The 20,917-nt window shown below is 69.0% G+C and carries 22 protein-coding genes; 16 read left to right on the forward strand and 6 right to left on the reverse strand.

Annotated features, from left to right (window positions below; all coding sequences use genetic code 11):
• Positions 1-29 precede the first annotated feature (29 nt).
• Both ACFTS5_RS14840 and ACFTS5_RS14845 read left to right on the forward strand, forming a co-directional pair.
• Positions 30-1,445 (forward strand): amino acid permease, encoded by a 1,416-nt coding sequence (locus ACFTS5_RS14840; RefSeq protein WP_378631071.1) that lies wholly within the window; start codon positions 30-32, stop codon positions 1,443-1,445.
• Positions 1,446-1,572: 127 nt separating this feature from the next.
• A complete protein-coding gene (locus ACFTS5_RS14845; RefSeq protein ID WP_378631072.1) occupies positions 1,573-2,577 on the forward strand; it encodes a hypothetical protein in 1,005 nt (334 codons plus the stop codon).
• A 97-nt stretch (positions 2,578-2,674) separates the two neighbouring features.
• Here ACFTS5_RS14845 and ACFTS5_RS14850 read toward each other — a convergent pair whose 3' ends face one another.
• Positions 2,675-3,481 (reverse strand): class I SAM-dependent methyltransferase, encoded by an 807-nt coding sequence (locus tag ACFTS5_RS14850; protein WP_378631075.1) that lies wholly within the window; start codon positions 3,479-3,481, stop codon positions 2,675-2,677.
• Positions 3,482-3,565: 84 nt separating this feature from the next.
• Here ACFTS5_RS14850 and ACFTS5_RS14855 point away from each other — a divergent pair, with 84 nt between their 5' ends.
• Positions 3,566-4,204 carry a hypothetical protein gene (locus ACFTS5_RS14855; protein WP_378631076.1) on the forward strand — a complete coding sequence of 213 codons (639 nt, stop codon included), beginning with the start codon at positions 3,566-3,568 and terminating at the stop codon, positions 4,202-4,204.
• Positions 4,205-4,305: 101 nt separating this feature from the next.
• Here the strand turns inward: ACFTS5_RS14855 and ACFTS5_RS14860 are convergent, their stop codons facing one another.
• Together ACFTS5_RS14860 and ACFTS5_RS14865 are read right to left on the reverse strand one after the other, a co-directional pair.
• Complete coding sequence (locus ACFTS5_RS14860) at positions 4,306-5,733, reverse strand: MDR family MFS transporter (RefSeq protein ID WP_378631078.1); 1,428 nt, start codon at positions 5,731-5,733, stop codon at positions 4,306-4,308.
• Positions 5,734-5,844: 111 nt separating this feature from the next.
• Positions 5,845-6,624, reverse strand: a complete 780-nt coding sequence (locus tag ACFTS5_RS14865) for an IclR family transcriptional regulator (protein ID WP_378631080.1) — start codon at positions 6,622-6,624, stop codon at positions 5,845-5,847.
• A gap of 178 nt (positions 6,625-6,802) precedes the next feature.
• Between ACFTS5_RS14865 and ACFTS5_RS14870 the strand changes: the two genes are divergently transcribed.
• The 8 genes from ACFTS5_RS14870 to ACFTS5_RS14905 are packed head-to-tail and all read left to right on the forward strand — an operon-like array spanning position 6,803 to position 14,381.
• Complete coding sequence (locus tag ACFTS5_RS14870; RefSeq protein ID WP_378631081.1) at positions 6,803-7,840, forward strand: NrtA/SsuA/CpmA family ABC transporter substrate-binding protein; 1,038 nt, start codon at positions 6,803-6,805, stop codon at positions 7,838-7,840.
• Between the two features lies 1 nt (position 7,841).
• Complete coding sequence (locus tag ACFTS5_RS14875) at positions 7,842-8,657, forward strand: ABC transporter permease (RefSeq protein ID WP_378631083.1); 816 nt, start codon at positions 7,842-7,844, stop codon at positions 8,655-8,657.
• Entirely contained in the window at positions 8,654-9,418 is a 765-nt protein-coding gene (locus ACFTS5_RS14880) for an ABC transporter ATP-binding protein (protein ID WP_378631085.1), read from the forward strand. The genes ACFTS5_RS14875 and ACFTS5_RS14880 overlap by 4 nt, the downstream gene beginning before the upstream one ends.
• Complete coding sequence (locus ACFTS5_RS14885; protein WP_378631086.1) at positions 9,415-10,440, forward strand: ABC transporter substrate-binding protein; 1,026 nt, start codon at positions 9,415-9,417, stop codon at positions 10,438-10,440. The genes ACFTS5_RS14880 and ACFTS5_RS14885 overlap by 4 nt, the downstream gene beginning before the upstream one ends.
• Positions 10,437-11,537, forward strand: a complete 1,101-nt coding sequence (locus ACFTS5_RS14890) for an LLM class flavin-dependent oxidoreductase (RefSeq protein WP_378631087.1) — start codon at positions 10,437-10,439, stop codon at positions 11,535-11,537. Before ACFTS5_RS14885 ends, ACFTS5_RS14890 begins: the two co-directional genes overlap by 4 nt.
• Positions 11,534-12,703 (forward strand): LLM class flavin-dependent oxidoreductase, encoded by a 1,170-nt coding sequence (locus tag ACFTS5_RS14895; RefSeq protein WP_378631089.1) that lies wholly within the window; start codon positions 11,534-11,536, stop codon positions 12,701-12,703. Before ACFTS5_RS14890 ends, ACFTS5_RS14895 begins: the two co-directional genes overlap by 4 nt.
• Before the next feature lie 14 nt (positions 12,704-12,717).
• Positions 12,718-13,437, forward strand: coding sequence for a class II aldolase/adducin family protein (locus ACFTS5_RS14900; RefSeq protein WP_378631090.1), 720 nt, complete (start codon positions 12,718-12,720; stop codon positions 13,435-13,437).
• The gene (locus ACFTS5_RS14905; RefSeq protein ID WP_378631092.1) at positions 13,434-14,381 is read left to right on the forward strand and encodes an ABC transporter substrate-binding protein; all 948 of its coding nucleotides are present in this window, start codon (positions 13,434-13,436) and stop codon (positions 14,379-14,381) included. The genes ACFTS5_RS14900 and ACFTS5_RS14905 overlap by 4 nt, the downstream gene beginning before the upstream one ends.
• 47 nt (positions 14,382-14,428) lie before the next feature.
• Here the strand turns inward: ACFTS5_RS14905 and ACFTS5_RS14910 are convergent, their stop codons facing one another.
• Complete coding sequence (locus tag ACFTS5_RS14910; RefSeq protein ID WP_378631093.1) at positions 14,429-14,977, reverse strand: hypothetical protein; 549 nt, start codon at positions 14,975-14,977, stop codon at positions 14,429-14,431.
• A gap of 108 nt (positions 14,978-15,085) precedes the next feature.
• On the opposite strand from ACFTS5_RS14910, the gene ACFTS5_RS14915 reads away from it, so the two are divergent.
• A complete protein-coding gene (locus ACFTS5_RS14915; RefSeq protein ID WP_378631095.1) occupies positions 15,086-16,234 on the forward strand; it encodes a sensor histidine kinase in 1,149 nt (382 codons plus the stop codon).
• The gene (locus ACFTS5_RS14920; protein ID WP_378631096.1) at positions 16,231-16,875 is read left to right on the forward strand and encodes a response regulator; all 645 of its coding nucleotides are present in this window, start codon (positions 16,231-16,233) and stop codon (positions 16,873-16,875) included. Before ACFTS5_RS14915 ends, ACFTS5_RS14920 begins: the two co-directional genes overlap by 4 nt.
• 72 nt (positions 16,876-16,947) lie before the next feature.
• Here the strand turns inward: ACFTS5_RS14920 and ACFTS5_RS14925 are convergent, their stop codons facing one another.
• Entirely contained in the window at positions 16,948-17,277 is a 330-nt protein-coding gene (locus tag ACFTS5_RS14925) for a hypothetical protein (protein WP_378631098.1), read from the reverse strand.
• 97 nt (positions 17,278-17,374) lie between these two features.
• Between ACFTS5_RS14925 and ACFTS5_RS14930 the strand changes: the two genes are divergently transcribed.
• The 3 genes from ACFTS5_RS14930 to ACFTS5_RS14940 are packed head-to-tail and all read left to right on the forward strand — an operon-like array spanning position 17,375 to position 19,505.
• Positions 17,375-17,665 carry a hypothetical protein gene (locus tag ACFTS5_RS14930; RefSeq protein ID WP_211300305.1) on the forward strand — a complete coding sequence of 97 codons (291 nt, stop codon included), beginning with the start codon at positions 17,375-17,377 and terminating at the stop codon, positions 17,663-17,665.
• 26 nt (positions 17,666-17,691) lie between these two features.
• The gene (locus ACFTS5_RS14935) at positions 17,692-18,276 is read left to right on the forward strand and encodes an NAD-dependent epimerase/dehydratase family protein (protein ID WP_378631100.1); all 585 of its coding nucleotides are present in this window, start codon (positions 17,692-17,694) and stop codon (positions 18,274-18,276) included.
• 32 nt (positions 18,277-18,308) lie between these two features.
• A complete protein-coding gene (locus ACFTS5_RS14940; RefSeq protein ID WP_378631102.1) occupies positions 18,309-19,505 on the forward strand; it encodes a GNAT family N-acetyltransferase in 1,197 nt (398 codons plus the stop codon).
• Positions 19,506-19,523: 18 nt separating this feature from the next.
• Here ACFTS5_RS14940 and ACFTS5_RS14945 read toward each other — a convergent pair whose 3' ends face one another.
• Positions 19,524-20,774 carry a serine hydrolase domain-containing protein gene (locus ACFTS5_RS14945; RefSeq protein ID WP_378631103.1) on the reverse strand — a complete coding sequence of 417 codons (1,251 nt, stop codon included), beginning with the start codon at positions 20,772-20,774 and terminating at the stop codon, positions 19,524-19,526.
• Positions 20,775-20,917 lie beyond the last annotated feature (143 nt).

Here is a 20,917-nt window from a genome sequence, read left to right on the forward strand (position 1 = left end):
ACTGATCGACGCGACGGAAGGACTGCTCCATGTCAGCCGATGGCTCCGGCCTATCCACCGACGCCCCCGTGGCGTCCGCCCCTGCGGCCGAATCGGAGGGGTACGAACGCGGCCTGAACCCGCGCACCATCCAGATGATCGCCATCGGCGGTGCGATCGGCACCGGCCTGTTCTACGGCTCCGGCGCGGCGATCGAACAGGCGGGTCCGTCGCTGATCCTGGCCTATCTCGCCGCCGGGCTGGCGATCTTCGTCATCATGCGCGCGCTCGGCGAGCTGCTGACCTACCGCCCGGTCTCGGGCAGTTTCGCCGAATACGCGCACGAGTTCCTCGGCCGGTTCGCCGGGTTCGCGACCGGCTGGTCGTACTGGGCGGTGTGGGTGTCGACCTGTATGGCCGAGATCACCGTGGCCGGCCACTACGTCCAGTACTGGTTCGATATCCCGCAGTGGGTGACCGCGCTGGTCGTGCTCGCGGTGCTGTTCACCGCGAACCTGATCTCGGTGCGATTCTTCGGTGAGGGCGAGTTCTGGTTCTCGGCGATCAAGGTGACCGCGATCCTGGCGATGATCTTGATCGGTATCGGCGTGCTGGTGTTCGGCTTCGGCCACGCCGCCGATCCCACGGTGACCAACCTGTGGGCCGACGGTGGCATGTTCCCGCACGGGTTCGGTCAGACCCTGCTGGTGCTGCAGATCGTCGTGTTCGCCTACGTCGGTGTCGAACTGGTCGGCGTGACAGCGGGAGAAGCCCGCGACCCCAAGACCACGCTGCGCAAGGCGATCAACACCCTGCCGTTCCGGATCGGTCTGTTCTACGTCGGTGCGCTCGTGGTGATCATGTCGGTGGCGAGCTGGCGCAGCTTCCACGCCGGGCGCAGCCCGTTCGTCGAGGTCTTCGAGCAGATCGGCATCCCCGCCGCAGCGGGCATCATCAACTTCGTGCTGCTCACCGCCGCACTCTCATCGTGCAATTCGGGCATCTACTCCACCGGCCGGATGCTGCGCAGCCTCGCGTTGCGTGACGAAGCGCCCGCGAAGTTCGCGATCTTGAGCAAGCAGGCGGTGCCGTTCACCGGCATCTGCGCCTCGGCGGGCGCGATGGTCATAGGGGTGGTCGTCAACGCGATCTCGCCGGACAAGGCCTTCACCTACATCACCTCGGTGAGTACCGTCGGCATCATCGTCGTGTGGAGCGTGATCCTGGTGTGCCACATCAAGTATCGCGCCAAGGTTCGGGCCGGCGAGCTGCCCGGCAGCGACTACCGGCTGCCCGGCGCTCCCGTCACCACATGGGCCGCACTGGGTTTCCTCGGGTTGGTCGTGGTGCTATTGCTGTGGACCGATGGCGGGCGCACCGCGCTGGTCGTCGGTGCGGTCTGGGCGGCGCTGGTCTGCGCGGGCTACTACGCCTTCGGCCGTCGCGACGCGGTGCACACCGGATAGCTCCGTTTGCTGGAAAGCCGCTGGCAGAGAGCCGTTTTCTGTCGTACCCCCCCGGTATCGTCGAAGTGTCACACAACCAGCCCGGACGCGAGTGTGGCCGGGCGGTGCGAGAACGGGGGCACACGAGATGAGTGACGAGAACCGCGGCGATCTGCGGCCGCCACGCCAGCACGGAACCACCTGGCGGGAATCGGAATACCGGATACTGGCCGACGATCTGCGCGCGGGCGCCGATCTGGCCCGCACGGCGATCACGGTCGGGCGTACCGAATCGGCGGTGCGCGCCGCGCTGCGCAACTTCGTGCCGCCGGAGGAACGGGTACCGACCGCCGAACGGGAGCGCTGGATCCGCACACGCCTTGTCGCCGAACCGGAATGGGACTGGTGGGCGGTGGTGATCGACCATCACCGCCGCTCCCGCAGCGGCCTGTGGTTCACCCGCCACGAGCACTGCGCCCGCATCGGCTGGCGCAGGCGCACCCCCATGCCCGCGCTGGCCCAGGAACTGGCCACCTCGGAACTGTCGGTCGCCGAACTGCTGCGTGCGCTGGGGCTGGTCGAGAGCATCGAGGAGGCCGCCGACCGACTCGGCGCCACGCCGGGCCTCGCCCTGGCCAAACGGGTCACCGCCCGCCGCGACGAAGCCGTCGGCGCCCGCTGGATCCTGGTCGTCGACGGCGCCGCGGGCACCACCCGGCCCCGCAACGCTCCGGTCCGGCGCCAGCTGTCCCTGCACGAGACTCGCGCCGACGCGGAAGCCGAACGCGACCGGATCCTGTCCTGGCACACCCGAATCGGCCCGGAAGATCCCGACTCACCCGTCTGGTGGACCATCGCCGAACGTGGCCTCGGCGCAACAGTCGGCCACACCCGTTGCGGCACGCACGATCCCACCGCGACCGGTGGCCGAATCCGCGCCGAAGCTCTGACAGTCGGCGACATCATCCGCGTCCCGGTCCCCGACGGCGGCTTCCTCCAGGACCGCATCACCGCGATCACCCAACCCGCCGCGGGCGCGTCGATCGTCGTGGACTTGGCGCCGGTCGCCAACTCCCGAGTCCGTCGCGTCGTCGAATTCGCCTCCGATGAAATCGTCGACCTGGTGCGCAGATCGGAGGAACGCTCGGCATAGCGGGCGCGGACAGCCGAGTCCGGTCATGGCGGCGGCGAACCTCGGCACGGTGAAACCCGCGGTCCGGCGCGGGTTCATTCGTGTCCGTGATCGGCGCTCACCGGGGTGGATTCGGGCCCAGGACCGTGCGGATCACCTCGGTGCGCAGCGGGAAATCGAACTCGCCGTCGGCGGTCTCCGGTGTCGCACGCAGGTAGTCGAGGATCCGGCCGAGCACTTCGGCTCGTTCTTGCGCGGAGATGACCACGGTGTGTGAATTGGTGCCGATGGACGCGGTCAGCGATTCGGCGGTCCGTCGCTGGCTGTGCGCGAACTCGGCGTACTCGAACGGCGCGAACAGCGGATGCGCGGGCAGCGCGTCATCGGACGACGACGGCGGAAACGAAGCGGACGAGCGCGAGACGTCCCGCAGCCCCGCGACCCAGTCGACCTTGTTGTCGTCGTTGTTCCAGATCGCGGCGAACACCCCCTCCGCACGCAGCACCCGCGCGATCTCGGGAAAGGCCAGCGCCTGATCGAACCAGTGGAACGCCTGCCCGGCGAGCACCGCGTCCACCGACCCGTCGGCCAGCGGAATCGCCTCCGCCGTACCGGACAGCGCCGTCACGCCGGGATAGAGCCGAACGAGTTCAGCTCTCATCGCCTCATCGGGTTCCACCGCGATCACCTCGACCCCCGCAGCGAGTAAGCCTCCGGTGAGCTTGCCCGTCCCCGCCCCCAAATCCAGAACAACAACCCCATCCCGTTCCGCGACCGCCTCCAGCGCCCACCGAATCCCCGCCTCCGGATAGTCCGGCCGATGCTCGGCGTAGACGGCTGCCTGCGCGCCGAACGAGCCCGCTCGTCGCTTCCGGCGCTGGACTTCGTCCGCGGTCCTGTCCTCGGAATTGCCGATTCCCACCATGGTAGGAAGCTACCTACCGCCGTGGCGCCGCGGAATGGTCGCGCGGGTGGTGAATTTTATTGGGGTGCAGAGAGAATGGCCACCATGGATTGGACCAATGTGGCGGTTGCCTCGATCACGGTTGTCGGCACGCTCGGGGGCGGCATCGTGACCCAGGCTTTCGCGATTCGGAGCAAGCGAATCGATGCGAAGGTGCAGCGCGACAATCGGGCGGAGGAACTGCGGGAACTCGCCCGGAAAGAGGCCACCGACGAGAAGCGCGCGGTCTACGCGGATCTCAACACCACGGCGCATTCCTGTCGAACGGCTATCCGGCACTATCTCGACGAGAAGAGCGGCGGGCGCACTCCTGATCTCGTCAGGTTCGAGGAAGCGCGGGAAGCGTTGCGCGTCAGCTATTCCCGTGCGCAGATGGTGGTGTCCGATCGAGCATTGGATTTTGCGTCCGAGGTGAATCGTTGCCTCGACATCGCCCATCGCACAGCGCTCGAGCTGGACGAGAACGACGCTGCGGAGGTCGCGGCACTCTATCGCTTTCTGGACGACTCAGTGGGCTTCGGCGTCCGCCTGCTGCGTCGTGCGATCCGAGAGGATCTCGGGATCGAACCCGGGGCCGATGCCGATCTCGGCAGCCGTCTCGTCTCTCTGCGGGGCATGCGCCACGAGTTCGTCGGGCGGGAAAGGCCCGACGTGCCCGCGCAGCAGCTCGACGACCTCGGTTGAGGTTCGCCGACCGACGCTGGTCGCGACACACAGACCGCCTCGATGGCTGCGGATGACGCGCCGCCGCAAAGGGATGGTCGTGGCCGGCATCGCGCGGGGGATCACGGCGCGCTGATCGTCGCGACGCCGTGGCTGCGGCCCGGCATGGTCGCTGCGGCGATGAGCATGACGACAGCCATGGCGAGCATCGCGACGAAGACCAGGTGGATGCCGTGGGCGAGTTCGCCGGGTGTGGGGCGGTCGGGGTTGTGGATGCCGGCGTTGACGATGGCGCCGAACAGCGCGACGCCCAGCGCGCTGCCGAGGGAGCGGGCGAACATGTTGGCGGAGGTGACCACGCCGCGTTCGTGCCATTCGGCGCTGGCCTGGGCGGCGATGAGGGTGGGGGAGGCGACCAGGCCCATGCCGCAGCCGATCAGGAAGCACGAGGCCGCGATCTGCCATGCGCTCGACTGCGGGCCGACCAGCAGCGTGGTCGCGCAGCCGAGCGCGGCGATCGTGCTGCCCACGACGCCGCTGATGCGGAATCCCCAGCGCAGGTACAGCCTGCCGGACAGGGTCGCGGCGAGCGGCCAGCCGAGCGTGAGCCCACCCACGGTGAGCCCGGCCACCAGCGCGGTGGTCCCGAGCACGCCCTGGGCGAAAGTCGGCACGTACGAGGTCAATCCGAGGATGACGGCACCGACCAGCAGGGAGACCGTGCTGCTCGCGATCACCACGCGCCGGGTGAAGATCCACAGTGGCAGAATCGGATTCGCCGTCCGCAGTTCGACGACCGCGAACAGCGCCAGCACCGCCATGCTGCCCACGAACAGGGTGAGCGAGACCGGCGAGGTCCACTCCCAGGCCTGACCGCCCTCGAGCAGGGCCAGGATCAAGGCACCCGCACCGACGGTGAGCAGGATCGCGCCGAGGTAGTCGATGCGCTGGGTGCGGCGCACCGCCGATTCGGTGAAGTGGCGCACCAACATCCAGGCCGCGACCGCGCACAGCGGAAGGTTGATCAGGAAGATCCACCGCCAGCTCAGATGGTCGGCGAACAAGCCGCCCAGCAGCGGGCCGAGCACGGCCGAACTCGCCCACACCCCAGCCAGGTATCCCTGGACCTTGGCGCGTTCGGCCAGCGTGTACAGGTCACCGGCGATCACCATCGTCATCGGCTGGATCGCGCCCGCTCCGATGCCCTGGATCGCCCGGAAGGCGATGAGCGCCACCATGCTCGTGGCCAGCCCGCACAGCAGTGACCCCGCCGCGAACGCCGCGATCCCGAACAGGATCACCGGCTTGCGCCCGACCATGTCGGCGAGCTTGCCGTAGATCGGCACCGTCACGGCTTGCGCGAGAAGGTAGATGGAGAACAGCCACGGGAACATCGCGAACCCGCCGAGAGTGTCGGTGATGGTGAGCACCGCTGTCGCGATGATGGTGGAGTCGAGGGCTACCAGCCCGGTGGAGAGCATGAGCGAGGCCAGGATCGGACCTCGTTCGGATCGCAGACCGACAGCCGGGCTCGCGGTATCGGTAGCCACCGAGGTCCTTTCGTTGCATCGACTAACCACTCGGGTTCACGGTATCGGGGGCGCGACTGTTTCCGCGCGGCATTTTTCGAGGGTGTGACGCGATCGGTGTCGGCGGAGGGTTCAGTCGGCGGCGAAGCGCGCGGCGATATCGGCCGCGGTGACCTTGGCCAGTTCGACGAAGAACGGCACCCGCTCGTCGATCATCAGTGTCGCGGGCCCGCGCATGCCGAGCGCGAAGCGGCACCGGCCCTGAGAATCCAGGATCGGCAGGCCGATGGTGCGGAACCCGGGATCCAGTTCGCGATCGTTGAACGCGTAGCCGCGCTCGCGCGTGGTGATCAGTTCCGCGCGCAGTTCCTCCGGGCTCGACACCGAACGCTCGGTGCCCTCTTCGTAGGGCAGCGAACGCAATTCGTCATCGTCGGCCTCCGACCAGGCCAGCAGCGCTTTGCCGAGTGCGCTGGCGTGCAACGGAAGTCGCACGCCCTGGAGTTTGTGCCCGTCGCTCTCGCGCCACCGGCTGGTCCCGAGCAGGACGGCGTGGATGCCGTGGCGGGTGGCGACCGAACCGGTCGCTCCGGTGGTGGCGGCCAGTTGCTCGAGGTAGGGCTCGGCGAGGTAGATGCGGTGCTGGCGATAGGCGATCTGACCGTATTCGGCCAGCGCTCCGCCCATCCGATAGCGACTGGACTCGGCGTCCTTCTCCAGGAACCCGGCCTGCACGAGCGCGCCGAGCAGACGATGGGTGGTGCTGACCGCCAGACCCTGGGCGCGGGCGACTTCCGAGACCCCACGCTCTTCCCCGCCGCGGAAGCAGTCGAGTACCGAGAGGGCCCTGGTCACGGTCTGCACGCTGGAGGTCTCCACAGAGCCGACGGTAACACAGGTGTTCGAGCCCATGACCTCCCGATTTTCCGGTAGGTGGAAAGTCGACGCCGGAGAAACCGCATCACCTGCCATAGAACGACAGGCCACCGCTGTCAAGCTTTCCGATCCGTGGAAAGGCATACCTCGTTCGAGACCACACCCGCTCCTACGCTGCGAAGGCATCAACCCCCAGCCCCGAACAGGAGCCCCGATGTCCCGCAGGCTGCCGGCCTTCTCGCGGATCGCCCTCGCGATCGTCCCCGTCGTAGCCCTCGTCGCGGCGTGTGGCTCCGACTCCACGCCGGAACAGGGAGCGCAAGCCTCGTTCGTTCTCAAGGTCACCGATCCGGGCAACAGCGGCCCGCTCGCGGTCGGCAAGCGCGACGGCACCTTCGACGCCGCACTCGCCCCGCTGGGCGCCAAGATCGAATGGGTCAGCACCACACCGGGTTTCAGTTCCATGCTGAAGCTGTTCAACACGAGCGAACTCGACGTCTCCGGCGCCGCGTTCAGTCCCGTCGTCGGTGCGCTGTCCAAGGACGTCGGCGTGAAGATCGTCGCCGTGGCCGACCCGGCGGGCCAGGATCAGAGCGGCATCGTGGTGACCCCGGAGTCGGGTGTGACCACCGTGACGGGCCTGGTCGGCAAGCGGATCGCGGTGAATCCCGCGGGCAAGGGCGAGTACATCACGCTCAAAGCGCTGGCCCAGGCAGGCATTCCGGCCGACAAGGTGACTCGGGTGCCCCTGCAGCAGAAGGACGCCGCGTCGGCCTTCGCGACCGGCAAGGTCGACGCCTGGGCGTCGTTCCTGGTGCCCTACCAGGAGGCCAAGGCCTCGGGCGCCAAGGAGATCGCCACCGAGAAGTCCGTCGGCTCCAAGGACAACACCGTGGTGGTGTTCCGCACCGAGGTCCTCGACAAGCGCCCCGATATCGCCGCGAAGTACCTGGAAGTACTGCAGGGACTCACCGCGAAGCAGAAGGCGGCGCCCGCCGACTTCGAGAACGTCTTCGAGAAGTCCGGCCCGCGTGCGCTGACCGGCGACCGGCTCGCCGACGCGGTCCGGGTCGGCGGTGAGGTCACCGTGCCCCGCCTGCCCGCCGAATCCGATGCCGTCGACCTGGCCGACGTGGTGAACACCTTCGCCGACAACGGCGTCATCTCCCGCCGGATCACCGCCGCCGACATCTTCTACGACCTGAAATCCAAGCTCACCCCGGACCAGCTCGCCGCGCTGAAGGGCAAGTGAGATGAGCACCCTCGCCTTGGCCCCGCCCCGGGCGCGCGTCGCCCGGCAGCGGCCGCGATGGTTGTCACTCGGCCTGCGCGCCGTTCTGCCCGCCGCGATCGTGCTGGTCTGGTGGGTCGGGTCGGCGAGCGGCGCGATCTCGCCGCGGGTGATCGCGGGCCCCGGCGCGGTCTGGTCGGCGTTCGTCGAACTGTTCGACAGCGGCCGGCTGGTGGATTTCGCGCTCGCCTCGTTCGGGCGCGCGGCGGCTGGTGTGGCGATCGGCGTCGCGGTCGGGCTGGTGCTCGGCCTGCTGTCGGGATTGTCCAGCCTCGGGGAGGAACTGGTCGATTCGACCATGCAGATCGTGCGGGCGGTGCCGTTCCTGGCGCTGGTTCCGCTGTTCATCGCCTGGTTCGGGATCGACGAGCTGTACAAGATCCTGCTCATCGCGGTGGCGACGACGGCGCCGATGTATGCCTACACCTATCTCGGCGTGCGCAATGTCGACCGCAAGATGGTCGAGGCGGCACGCAGTTTCGGGCTCACCGGCACCCGGCTGGTGGTCGAGGTGATCGTGCCCGCCGCGCTGCCCGGGATTCTGATGGCGCTGCGGGTGTGCCTGTCGATCAGCATCACCGCGCTCATCGCCGCCGAGCAGGTCGGTACCCAGCAGGGCGTCGGCTACCTGGTGACCCTCGCTCAGGAATACAACCGCACCGACTACATGGTGCTGTGCGTCGTGCTCTACGCGCTGCTCGGTCTGGTGTTCGACGCACTCGTGCGGCTCGCGGAACGCTACGCGATGCCATGGCGGAAGCAGGTGGCGATCCGATGACGACGACAACAGCCGCGCCGGTCCCAGTCGAGACCGAAGCCCCGGCCCCGGTAGCGGTATCGATCACCGGTCTGCGTAAGGCGTTCGGCGAGAAGACAGTTCTCGACGGAGTCGACCTGACCATCCGCCGCGGCGAGTTCGTGGTGCTGCTCGGCCCGAGCGGCACCGGCAAGACCACCCTGCTGCGTCTGCTCACCGGGCTCGAAACCTCTGATGCCGGTGAGGTATTGGTGCCTGCCCGACGCACGACGGTCTATCAAGAGCCCCGCCTGATCCCGTCGAAGCGGGTACTGGCCAACGTCATCGTCGGCCTGCGGCGCGGTAAGCCGCAACGCGAAGCCGGTCTGCGCGCACTGAACGAAGTCCACCTCGACGGCAAAGCGGGCCAGTGGCCCGCCACCCTGTCCGGCGGCGAAGCCCAGCGCGCCGCACTGGCCAGGGCGCTGGTGCGCGAACCGGAACTGCTGCTGCTCGACGAACCGTTCGCGGCACTGGACGCCCTCACCCGGCTCCAGATGCAGGACCTGGTCGGCGATCTCGTCGCCCGGCACCGGCCCGCCGTCCTCATGGTCACCCACGACGTCGACGAGGCGATCCGCCTCGCTGATCGGGTGATCATCCTCGACCGCGGCCTCTTCGCCGTCGACGAGGTCATCGATCTACCCCACCCGCGCGATCACGCGGCACCCGAAACCCTCGGTTACCGCACGCAATTCCTCGCCCAGCTCGGCGTCGGACCACACACCAGGAGCCTGTCATGACCGAAACCCTGTGGTACACCCGCTGCCCCGTGCCGACCGCGAGCGGTCTCGCGCACAGCCTCGGCTGGCTCGGCGAGACCGCCGCGAGCGCCGGCCTCGAGTTCGGCGTTCTCCAGGACGCGGGCCCCGAGCTCGCCGGCCACCACTTCTCCCACGACCTGTCCGGTCTGATCCGGGAAGGTGGCAATGTGCCCGCCCTGGCCGCTCGCGCGCAGGGTTCACCCACCCGCCTGATCGGGCTCACCTGGATCGACGAGTCCCAGGCGATCCTGGTCGGCCCCGATTCGCCGGTCACCGACGCGGCGGGCCTGGCCGGTCTGCGCATCGGCGTCCCCGCATGGGCCCAGGACCAGGCACGCAGCTTCCCGCGCGCGATGGCACTGCACGGCTTCGCCAACGCGCTGCGCCCCGCCGGGCTGACCCTGGCCGATGTCCGGGTCGTCGAGCTCGACGTCGAGCGGGATCCGCAGGTGCGCACCGCGATCCAGAGCGCACGGCGCTCGACGACGTGGGGTGTGGAGGAACTCCTCGACGGCAAGGTCGACGCCATCTACGTCAAGGGCGCCCGCGCCCAGGAAGTCGCCGAGGAGAACGGGCTGCGCGTCGCGGTCGATCTCGACGCCTCGGCCACCAAGCACCTGCGGGTCAACAACGGCACTCCGCGCCCGATCACCGTGCACGCGGACCTGCTGGAATCCCGGCCCGAGGTCGTCGTCGGCTTCCTCGCGCAGAGCCTGCGCGCCGCCGACTGGGCCGCCGGTGATCTCGACGGAGTCCGCGCGGTGCTGCAGCGCGAAACGCTGTCCGGTCCCGACGGTGTCGCCGCGGCCTACGGTGACGAGTTCCATCGCGGCCTGCATCCCTCGCTCACCACCGAACGCGTCGAACTACTCGGCGTGCAGAAACAGTTCCTCTACACCCACGGGTTCCTGGCCGCCGATTTCGATCTCGAATCCTGGGTGGCTCCTGAGCCGTTGGCTCGCGCGCGGGAACTCGTCGCCGCCGAGCGGGTGCCCGCATGACCGAGTTCGTGTGGCGGCTGCCCAGCCGCGGCGACGGTCGGCGCGCCGACCCGGCTCTGCGCGGTCGCGGCGGCTTCGGCCTGCCGACACCTCGCCTCGAGACCACCGACGTGCGTCCGGGCCGTTTCGGTCCGTTCGACGATCTCGCCCAGATCGTCGATGCCGCCGAACTGAACGGGTTCGACGGTGTGCTCGCGCCCTACGATCCGCTCGGTGAGGAGTCCTGGATCGTGGCGGCCGCCGCCCTGCGCGCCACCCGCTATACCCGGGTGACGGTCGAATTCCAGCCCGCCTTCGGCACACCGGTGTACGCGGCCAAGGTGTCGGCGACCCTGCAGCGGCACTCGGCGGGCCGATTGAACTGGCGGTTGGCTGTCGACACCGACGCCGCCGAGGCCCGTTCGCGCGGCGATCGCGTCACCGGCGACGAGCGCTACGACCGCGCCGCGGAATTCCTCACCGTCGCGCGCGGTGTCTGGAACGAGAACGAGATCAGCGCGGCGGGATTCGCGGGCACAGGTTTCGATTACGCGGGCCGGTACTACGACGTCATCGACGGGGGATTTCGCGGCATCCTGTCCGGTCTGCAGTTCCCGACCGTCCACCTGAGCGGTACGTCGCCCGCCGCGCTGGCATTGTCGGCCGCGCACGGCGACGTGCACCTCTTCGCCGAGCAGGCCGACGGAACAGCGTCCGCCGTCACCGAACTGGGAGAGCGGGCCGCTGCGGCGGGGCGCCGGGTCCGGGTCGGTCTCGAGTTGCCGATCATCGCCAGGGAGACCGAGGACGAAGCCTGGGCCAGGGTCCACCGCCAGTGGGCCGAATTGGACCGTCCCGACGCCGTGACCGAACACGCGCTCGGCGACGGCCGGTGGGCGGGCTTCGACGCCCTCGGCTACGACCAGCGCATCGGCTTGGTCGGCAGTTACGAGCAGGTGGCACAGCAACTCTCGGCCTACGAGGCAGCAGGGGTGCAGACCTTCGTGCTGTCGGGCCACCCCAACATCGAGGAAATCCACCGCGCGGGCGAACACCTGCTGTTCCTCGCCGACCCGGCAGGCCGCACCCTCCCCACCGCGCAGGAGCTCACCGCATGACCATCGACGTCTACTGGCGCATCGGCATGGAAGGCGACCACGCCTCCCTGCGCACCCCGCGCCGCTACAACCGGGGCAACGCGGGCGGCTACGGGCCCGGAAATATCGCACCGGCCATCCGCGACGGCGCACTCGATCAGTACAGCTATCTCGACCATGTCGCCGCGGTCGCCAAGGCCTCGGAATCGGCGGGCTTCCTCGGCGGGCTGCTGCCCTCGTTTCCGGTGACCGACGACCCGTGGGCCGTGGCCGCCGCGCTCGCCGCCGAGACCACCACCTACCGCTTCATGGTGGCCTTCCAGCCTGGCTTCCTCCATCCCGTGCAGGCGGCCAGGATGTCGGCGAGTCTGCAACGCGCCACCGGCGGGCGGCTCGTCTACAACATCATCAGCGGTGGCGGCGGACCGGCCCAATTGTGGTGGGGGGACAAGGTTTCCCATGACGACCGCTACGCGCGGACGAGCGAATTCCTCGACGTGCTGCGTGGGGTCTGGGACGGCGAACCCTTCGACCACGACGGCCGCTTCTTCGGCACCGAAGGCGCCGCACTGCCACCGGGTCTGGCCGGACAGCCTTTCCCCGAGGTGTACTTCTCCGGCTCCTCGGGTGCCGCCGTCGCCGCGGCGGGCCGCCACGCCGACTACTACCTGTCCTGGCTCGAGCCCTACGCGGACCTGCGCGCCAAGTTCGACGGTGTCCGCCGCAACGCCGAAACCAGCGGCCGCACACCCAAGTTCGCGGTCCGCATCGACATCGTCGCCCGCCACACCGAGGAAGCGGCCTGGGCCGAAATCGAGAAGGGTTGGGCGTTCGTCGACCGCGAGGCCGCCAACCGTGCCGCCCAGGGCGACTCCGTCGGAGCGGCCCGGATCAAGGGCTGGGTGCCCGAAACCATCACCGGCTACCGCGACCTCGAAGTCCAGCCCAACGTCTGGTGCGGATTCAGCCTGATCCGCGGCGGCCCGGCCTTCGGCCTGGTCGGCAGCTACGAGCAGGTTGCCCAGCGGCTCGACGAACTGATCGACCTCGGCGTCGACGCCTTCATCCTCGCGGGCAACCCGCACCTGGAAGAGGCCTACCGGGTCGGCGAGGAAGTACTGCCACTGCTGGGCCGTTCCCGGCTCACCACCCCGTCCACCGACACCGTCCTCGCGACGGCCCGATAACGCAGGAGCCCACTTTGACTACCACCGAAACCCGTCTGCCGGAGGCCGTCACCGCCTTCGTCGATGCGGTCACCCGTGACGCGGACACCGCGTTCCGGGTATTCCGGGAGACCGGAACCGTCACCGGTAACGGCACCGTCAACTTCGTCGAGCGCGTGCCCGGCGAGGAGATCGCCGTCGCCCTGAACGAGCCGGGCCCGTGGGCCGACGACCGGACCGTCGAGCCGGTTGTCGCCACCTTCGACGGAGAAGTGCTGTCCGGCAAGGGATCTGCCGGATTCGTCACCGGATACGCCAAGGTGTTCCGCGCTCACCCCGAGATCACCTCCGTCGTCCACATCCACACTCCGTGGCTGGGCGGCTGGGCCCAGACCCACCGCACCCTGCCGATCCGCTACGCCGCCTCGCAGCGACTCACCCTCTCGCGCGAGATCCCGCCACACATCGACCGCACGATCGGCGCGGGCGATTTCATCCTCGGCCGCCTGGAGGTCGACCCGCACCTGGTCGCGATCTTCGAGGCCAACGGTGGCGCGAACGTGATCGGTCGCGCCGGTCTGCTGGAACTGGCGAAGTTCGTCGTGCTGCTCGAGGAGGGCGCGCAGTATCAGGCGATCGCCGAAACCCTCGGCGGCTCGGTCGAATTCGATCCGTCGAATCTCGCCGTGCAGTGGCAGCGCAGCGGTCTGGCCGACGAGGCCCGTCGTCTCGGCCTGATCGGAGACGCGCGATGAGTGGTATCAGGGTCGGCTACTTCCCGCACAACAATTCGCTGTTCGTCCTGCGTCATCGCGCGATCCTGGAGCGGTCGCTGCCCGAGGTCGAATGGGTCGACCTGCGTGCGCTGCCGCAGCCCGAGCGAGTCGATCCCACAACCGCGCTGCCGAGCGAACATTCGGACTGGTTGTTCACCGAGGGCGGCTACGACATCATCGGCGCCGGGTTCACCCCGCCGATCACCGCGCTCGCCAACCAGCGCGACATCGTCTATCTCGGCATCTCGGGCCCGCGCGTGGAGAACGGCAGGCTGGTCGCGACCGCGGCGAGCGGCATCACCTCCGCCGCGGATCTGCAAGGCAAGCGGGTCGGCATCGCGCACGGCTCGTGGCAGACCACCCTGTTGCTGTTCGCCCTCGACCAGGCCGGTCTCAGCTGGGCCGACGTCGAACCGGTCGATGTCGACGTGCGCGGGGGCGGCGCGGCGCTGCTGGCCGGTGAACTCGACGCCTGGGTCGGTACCTACCCCGGTCTTCAGGACGTGGAGGCGGCCACCGAGCTCGCCACGCTGGTCGACACCGGCTCGGTCTTCAGCCACCCGTCGCTGTGGTTCACCCGTCGCGACCTGGCCGAAAGCAACCGCGCCGCAGTGGAAGCGGTGCTGGCCGCGCTGCAGGAGTCCGACGCCTGGATCGCCGCCAACCCCCGCGAGGCGGCCCAGTACTTCGTCGACGACGCACAGGCACGCGGCATCCCCGCCGATCTGGATGCCTGGGAAGCGGCACTGCGTGGCCGTCCGTTCGGCGTGCACCCGGTGAGCGAGGACTTCCTCGACGAACAGCAACGCGCCGCCGACCTCCTCGCGGCCAACGGGCTGCTCCCGCGCACGATCGACGTGCGGTCCGCGGTGCTGCCGTGGATCGGTGAGGTGATCAGCGAACAGTCCGCGGCCACCGTCTGAGCCCGGAATGCTCGGGGTGATCGAACCGATCATCCCGAGCATCGCGTTCAGTCGCGCCGTGACCCGGTGACCCACACCGGCCCGGTGAGCAGCCAGATCACGGTGATCACCCCGAGGCTGCCGAACACCCCCATCAACTGCTCGCGTTGCGCGGCGTCGGCGACGGTGTAGCTCAACGCCAGGGTGAGCGCGCCGGCGATAGCCGCCGCACCGAGCCAGCGGGAGAAATCGGCCCATTCCTTGCGGGTGCGTTCCGGCCCGTACTTCGGGACCTTCACCGGGACCGGTCCACCGGCGAAGCGGTGGGCGAATCGCTCGTCGGCCCACCGGATCATCCGGCCACCGAACATCACCGTGCAGCCGAGATAGATTCCGGCGACACGATGGGCGAAGGTCACCTCGCCCCCACGGTGCAGGTCGATCGCTACCGCCACCACCAGCACCACATCCAGGACCGGCACCAGAGCCAGCGTCACGGTGCTCGCACGCGGCACCCGGATCACATAGCGCAGCAGCAAGCCGCCGACCACCAGCACCCAGAAACCGACTTCGCACGCGGCGATCGTCAGCAGTACGGGGTTGCTCAGTTCGTTCATTCCCCCACTGTGCCGGGCACGTCGGTCCACCGTCGTCCCGCTTGTGGTCCGCCGCCGGTCCGCCTTTCGGGGGACCCGGCCCGTGCGGGCGATGTGCTGAAATGGGGCATGCCCACGTCCCGCACGCTCCTGAGCCGGCTCGCGGACGTTTTCGACAGCTCGACCGCGGCTGCCGTCGGGGTGTTCCTGGTGGGCTTGCTGTTGTGGGCGGCGGGTGGCTGGGCGGTCGTGGTCGACCACGACCTGTATCCACCACCGGCGAAAGCGGCGCTGCTGTGCGCGGCGTTCGCGATCCAGCTGACCGCGCAGCGCAGACCCGCGCTCGCCTTCGGCCTGATGGTCGCGCTGCTGGCCGGTGACTTCGTGTTGGGTCCGTCGCTGCCACTGTGGATCGCGCTGACCGACGTGATCTTCTTGGCGGTCAGCACCGGATCGGATCGGCTGGGCGCCGTGGTCGGCTGGTTCTCGGTGACGGTGACCCTGGGCGGGTCGCTGCTGGCGCTCACCGTGTTCGGCGTCAGAGCGGCCTTCTACACCGGCTTGATCGGTGTCGCGCTCACGTGGTCGCCGCTCGGCTACGCCCGCTCGGTGCGGGCCTCGCGCCGCACGGTCGAGGCCGAACGGGCCGCGGCCCGCGCCGAACTCGCCGCCCGCGACGCCGAACGGTCCGCGGCGATCGGCGAGGAGCGCCGGCGATTGGCCCGTGACCTGCACGACGCGGTGGCAGGCCACGTTTCCGCCGTCGCGATCCTCGCCGAAGTCGCCCTCAAGGACCCCGCCAACACCGCGGTGCTGTCGACGATCCGCTCGAGCAGTCTGGCGGCGGTCGAGGAGATGCGCACGACCATCGACCTGCTCACCGCGCCCGACGACACCGCGGTGACCACGCGACTGGCCTCCCTGGACGGCCTGATCGACGCGGCCGAGGCGGCCGGCGGCTCGGTGAGATTGCGCCGACCCGCCGACCTCGAACTGTCCACCGCGGTCGAGGCCGTGCTCACCCGGATCCTGAGCGAGACTCTCGCCAACGCGACCAAACACGCCCCCGGCGCACCCCTCGATATCGAATTGCACCGCGATGCGACACGATTGGTGGTGACGGCGATGAATCCGATCCCGCCCGGCGCTCCGGTTGGGCAGGGAAACGGACTGCGCAACATGATGTTTCGCGCGGAATCAGTCGACGGCACCATCACCGCGGGCGCACAGGACGGCACCTGGCGGGTGTGCGCGCGAATTCCCCTGGGAGACAAGTGACAGTCACAGTGCTGGTGGCCGACGACCACGCCACCATCCGCGCGGGTCTGCGGATGCTGCTCGAAGTGTCCGGTGAGGTGCGGGTGATCGGTGAAGCGGCCGACGGCGCCGCCGCGGTCCGCCAAGCCAGGGCCCTGAGCCCCGATGTGGTGCTGATGGACGTGCGGATGCCGCGCGTCGACGGGCTGGAGGCGACCGCCGCCGTGGTCGCGCAGACCAGCGCGAAAGTGCTGGTCCTCACCACCTTCGCCATCGACGAATACGTCCTCGGCGCGCTCTCGGCCGGTGCGAGCGGATTCCTGCTCAAGTCCGTCGGTGGCGACGACCTGGTCAGCGCTGTGCTGGCGGTGGCCGAAGGAGACGCGGTCCTCGACCCGAAGGTGACGCGCGCGGTGATCGCGGCGCTGCCTCGCGCGGCCGATGTCGCGCCACCGCCCGATCTGTCCGCGCTCACCGACCGTGAACGACAGGTGCTCGCCGGTCTGGGCGCCGGTCTGTCCAACATCCAGATCGGTACCCGCCTGCGCATCGGCGAGGCCACGGTGAAAACGCACGTTTCCCGGGTGCTGAGCAAGCTCGGTGTGCAGTCGCGCGTGCAGGCGGCCGTGATCGCATCGCAGTCCGGTCTCGATCTGCCCTGATCGCGATCGGGTGCGAAACCGACGATGTCCCGGTACCGCGTCGGGTACCGGGACATCGGGTCGGAACAGGGCTCAGCGTGCAGGTTGCGGGTCGGACTGTTCCGGACGGATCCGGCGTGATTCAAACCAATAGGTCAGGGAAACGGTGGCGTAGGAAGCCAGGACCACTGCTGCGGTTACCAGAAGAAACGCGACGAACAAGGGAATCAGGAAAGCCATGGTGCCCTCCTCGCGGTACGGTAGTCGTGCGATGAAGGTGGTGGTCAGCGCCTCGTCGCGCCGAATCTGAACGAGCCCCGCACGTTCGATACTAGGGGCACGGCGCGACGCGGGCACGGATCCGCGGCTGTGACTGCGGTCATGGTTTACGCGGAGTGTCGCCCACGTCACCGAACCGCCCATGAGGTTGAATGTTCAACATATCTGGGTTCTACCGCGTCACGAGTTCTCGACATCGGCTTCACCACGAACAACCGACGAAGGAGCACCGATCGTGAGCATGATCCTGGCCGCAGTGCATGACACCTATAACGTCGTTGTCGCCCAGGTGGGCAATCCCACGCCGGAAGCGCCGCCGATGGCCGACAAGGTGATGCAGTTGGGCCGGTATTTCACCTGGATGATCCTGTTGTCCGGCGTCACCGCCATCACCTATGGCGGCGGCCGCTTCGCCTGGGAGAAGTGGAACGGCGGCGGCCTGCAATCGCCGAAGATGATCGCCAGCGCCATGGCGGGCGGCGCGGTCGCCACCAGCGCCGGCACGATCATGAACGCGGTCATCGGGGCCTGATCGCCGGCCCCGCTAGTGTCGGGGTTGTGCGTATCTTTCTCGCGGGCGCCACGGGCGTCATCGGATCACGGTTGCTGCCACTGCTGGTCGGCGCCGGTCACGAAGTGGCCGGCCTAACCCGTTCCCCGGGTAAAGCGGCGGCGGTCCGTGCCAGCGGAGCCACCGCGGTGGTCCACGACGTCTACGACGCCGACGGCCTCACCACCGCGGTGCTCGACTTCGCCCCCGACCTCGTCATGCACCAGCTCACCGACCTGCCCGACGATGTGGCGCGACTGGCCGGCTCCGGCGAGGCGAACTCCCGTATCCGCACCGAGGGCACCGCCAATCTGCTCGCGGCGGCCGCGGCCGCCGGAGCGAAACGCTTTCTCGCCCAGAGCATCGCCTGGACGCCGCCGGCGGGCCGCGGTGACGCGATCGCGACCCACGAATCCGCCGTCCTCGCCGCGGGTGGCGTCGTCCTGCGCTACGGCCAGTTCTACGGTCCCGGAACGTACTACGAGACCACCCCGCCGGCGCACCCACGCATCCACGTCGACACCGCCGCCGCGCGCACGCTCGAGCTGCTCGAAGCGCCGACCGGCATCGTGGTCGTGGTCGATCCGGAGTAGAGGCGCCGCCCCGGATAGGGAACAGTGAGGGGATGGCTGTTGACATAGACACCCTGCACGGCGACGACGACCTGCACGCCGCGGGCGCGCTGTTCCGGGCGGCGATGGTGGGATTGCCGCCGCTGCCACCACATCGCGACCACCTGTCCGAACCGGGCCGCACACTCGGCGCTCGCATCGATGGCCGGCTGGTCGGCACCGCGGAGTCCTACACCAGCTGGCTGGTCGTTCCCGGTGGCGCGCGCGTCTCACACGCCGCGGTCACCCATGTCGGTGTGCTACCCACGCACACCCGGCGCGGAGTGCTCACCGCCCTGCTGCGCCGACAGCTCGACGACATCGCCGAGCGAGGGGAAGTGGTGGCGACCCTGCGCGCGTCCGAGGGTTCGATCTACGAGCGTTTCGGGTACGGCGTGGCGAGTTCGTTCGCACGCCTGGACCTGCACCGAGGTCGAGCCCGCCTGCGTGACACGGTCCCGCCGTCCGGTCCGGTGCGTTTCGTCGAACCCGCCGACGCGTGGAAGCTGTTCCCGCAGATCTACGCGACCGCCGCGATCGCCTGGACCGGGGCGATCGATCGGCCCGGCTACTGGTGGAAGCTGAAGGAGCGCACCGCGGCCGAACCGGTGTACACCGTGACGCACGGCCCGGTCGGCGCCGAGGACGGGTTCGCGCGCTACCACCCGGTCGACACCGCGAACTGGTTCACCAGCCGCGAACGCACGATCGTCGTCGACGATCTCGTCGCGACCACCCCGCAGGCCTACCTCGGCCTGATCCGGCACCTGCTCTCGGTCGATCTCGTCGACAAGGTGAGTTTCGCGTTCGCGCCGGTGGACGCGCCGCTGCGGCATCTGTTCACCGACGAACGCGCGGTCGGCGTCGCGGGGGTACACGACGAAACCTGGCTTCGTCTGGTCGATGTCCCCACCGCACTGGCCCGCCGGACCTATCGCGACGCGCCGCCGGTGATCGTCGAGGTCGAGGACACGATCCGCACCGCCAACACCGGCCGGTACCGGATCTCCGCCGAGCAGGTGGTCGGGGTCGACGACCCCGCCGATGTCACCGTCGACGTCGCCACCCTCGGCGCGATCTACCTCGGCGGGTCGACATGGCGCCAGCTCGCCCTCGCCGGTCGTGTCGTCGAGCACCGCGCGGGTGCCGTCGACGCCGCCGACGACCTTTTCGCCACTGCCACACTGCCTTTCAGCGGCACCTTCTTCTGATCGACGTCACTCGCCGGGTCAGGGGCGGAACAGCCGCGCGGCGGGCGGCAGTGGGCGCAGGGTGTCGGAGATCTGGGCGACCAGCTGCCACGGGCGATCGAGGTCGGTGCTCGCTTTGCCGTTGGTGAGAACCGCACCGGACAGGCCACGATCGGGGTCGGCCCAGCCGTACTGGGTGGTGAGACCGCTGCGGCCGAAGTGCGACCCGGTGTCGCGGCCGAACTTGGACCGGCGGGCGCCGAGCTCGAATCCGGCGCGGCTGACGCGACCGGCCAGTCCGAGCATGCGATCGGCGGGGGCGATCGCGTCGCGCAGGGTACCGGTCCCGATGATCCTCGTTCCGTCCAGTTCGCCACCGCGCGCGAGGATTTCGTAGAAGCGGGAGAGTTCGTAGGCGGTGGTGACCAGGTTGCCGGAGGGGAGCTCGGCGGCCAGGAAAGCATCGTTGGTGGCCTTCGACGCCTTGTCCAGATGCCCGCCCAGGGCCTTGTTCGCCAGGAATCGGGCGAGCCGGGGTTGGGGTGGGCCGGTCTTGACGCTCGGCACGACCTTGCCGACATCGGCGGGATCGACGCCGAAGTTGTTCCAGCGGAAGCCGAGTGGGGTCAGCACCTGCTCGGCGAGGTGCTCGCGCATCCGCTTGCCGGTGGCGCGCTGGACGAGCAGGCGCTGGATCAATCCGCTGGTCAGCGCGTGGTAGACGCGAAAGCGGCCGGGCGCCCAGCTCGGCACCAGGTCGGTGAGAGCGGCGACGGCCAGGTCCTCGTCGAGGACCGCCGCGGTTCCGCTGTGTGGTGCGGTGATGAACGGAATGCCCGCCGAATGCGACAGCACATCGCCGACGGTGATCACGCCCTTGCGGTGGGCCGCGAACTCGGGAACATAGTCGGCCACCCGGTCTTCCAGCGCGAAGGCGCCCTGCTCGATGAGCATGAACATCAGCGTGGCGGCGACACCCTTCGCGGTGGAGAATCCGCAGAACAGGGTCTCCGGCGTCGCCAGGATCTTCTCGGCATCCGGTCCGTCGCTGGGTGCGTTGCCCCAACCGTGACCGATCGTCCGGTTCAGCACGATCCCGCCGTTGCGGCGCAGACACACCTGGATGGCGGGTGTCGTGCCCATCGCGTACCACGCGCGCACCGACGCCCAGATCGCTTCGACGTCGGCCCGCGAGGACCCGACGTCGGCCGGATCGTCCTCGTGGCCGATCGTCGTCACCGCGTCCAGGTTGTCGGTGACCCTCACCAGGGTGGCAGGAAGTGCGCTCATCGGGCCAGCCTACCGACGGTGAGCTGTGATAATCCTGAGCGCGCTGCCCGGTGAACGGTGGCACAGCGACGTCGACCGGTCCACGAAACCCGGAGTGCGACGACCGGGATCCTCGGCCTCGGCCGCCCGGTCACCGAGGTATT

This window comes from Nocardia sp. NPDC056952 (assembly GCF_042674185.1).
In the GTDB taxonomy this organism is placed as follows: domain Bacteria; phylum Actinomycetota; class Actinomycetes; order Mycobacteriales; family Mycobacteriaceae; genus Nocardia.

What these genes read in the sequence shown, in the direction of transcription:
- ACFTS5_RS14840 (WP_378631071.1), top strand. Translation starts at nt 30, where the DNA reads ATGTCAGCCGATGGCTCCGGCCTATCCACCGACGCCCCCGTGGCGTCC.
- ACFTS5_RS14845 (WP_378631072.1), top strand. Translation starts at nt 1,573, where the DNA reads ATGAGTGACGAGAACCGCGGCGATCTGCGGCCGCCACGCCAGCACGGA.
- ACFTS5_RS14850 (WP_378631075.1), bottom strand. Translation starts at nt 3,481, where the DNA reads ATGGTGGGAATCGGCAATTCCGAGGACAGGACCGCGGACGAAGTCCAG.
- ACFTS5_RS14855 (WP_378631076.1), top strand. Translation starts at nt 3,566, where the DNA reads ATGGATTGGACCAATGTGGCGGTTGCCTCGATCACGGTTGTCGGCACG.
- ACFTS5_RS14865 (WP_378631080.1), bottom strand. Translation starts at nt 6,624, where the DNA reads ATGGGCTCGAACACCTGTGTTACCGTCGGCTCTGTGGAGACCTCCAGC.
- ACFTS5_RS14870 (WP_378631081.1), top strand. Translation starts at nt 6,803, where the DNA reads ATGTCCCGCAGGCTGCCGGCCTTCTCGCGGATCGCCCTCGCGATCGTC.
- ACFTS5_RS14875 (WP_378631083.1), top strand. Translation starts at nt 7,842, where the DNA reads ATGAGCACCCTCGCCTTGGCCCCGCCCCGGGCGCGCGTCGCCCGGCAG.
- ACFTS5_RS14880 (WP_378631085.1), top strand. Translation starts at nt 8,654, where the DNA reads ATGACGACGACAACAGCCGCGCCGGTCCCAGTCGAGACCGAAGCCCCG.
- ACFTS5_RS14885 (WP_378631086.1), top strand. Translation starts at nt 9,415, where the DNA reads ATGACCGAAACCCTGTGGTACACCCGCTGCCCCGTGCCGACCGCGAGC.
- ACFTS5_RS14890 (WP_378631087.1), top strand. Translation starts at nt 10,437, where the DNA reads ATGACCGAGTTCGTGTGGCGGCTGCCCAGCCGCGGCGACGGTCGGCGC.
- ACFTS5_RS14895 (WP_378631089.1), top strand. Translation starts at nt 11,534, where the DNA reads ATGACCATCGACGTCTACTGGCGCATCGGCATGGAAGGCGACCACGCC.
- ACFTS5_RS14905 (WP_378631092.1), top strand. Translation starts at nt 13,434, where the DNA reads ATGAGTGGTATCAGGGTCGGCTACTTCCCGCACAACAATTCGCTGTTC.
- ACFTS5_RS14910 (WP_378631093.1), bottom strand. Translation starts at nt 14,977, where the DNA reads ATGAACGAACTGAGCAACCCCGTACTGCTGACGATCGCCGCGTGCGAA.
- ACFTS5_RS14915 (WP_378631095.1), top strand. Translation starts at nt 15,086, where the DNA reads ATGCCCACGTCCCGCACGCTCCTGAGCCGGCTCGCGGACGTTTTCGAC.
- ACFTS5_RS14925 (WP_378631098.1), bottom strand. Translation starts at nt 17,277, where the DNA reads ATGGGCGGTTCGGTGACGTGGGCGACACTCCGCGTAAACCATGACCGC.
- ACFTS5_RS14930 (WP_211300305.1), top strand. Translation starts at nt 17,375, where the DNA reads ATGATCCTGGCCGCAGTGCATGACACCTATAACGTCGTTGTCGCCCAG.
- ACFTS5_RS14940 (WP_378631102.1), top strand. Translation starts at nt 18,309, where the DNA reads ATGGCTGTTGACATAGACACCCTGCACGGCGACGACGACCTGCACGCC.
- ACFTS5_RS14945 (WP_378631103.1), bottom strand. Translation starts at nt 20,774, where the DNA reads ATGAGCGCACTTCCTGCCACCCTGGTGAGGGTCACCGACAACCTGGAC.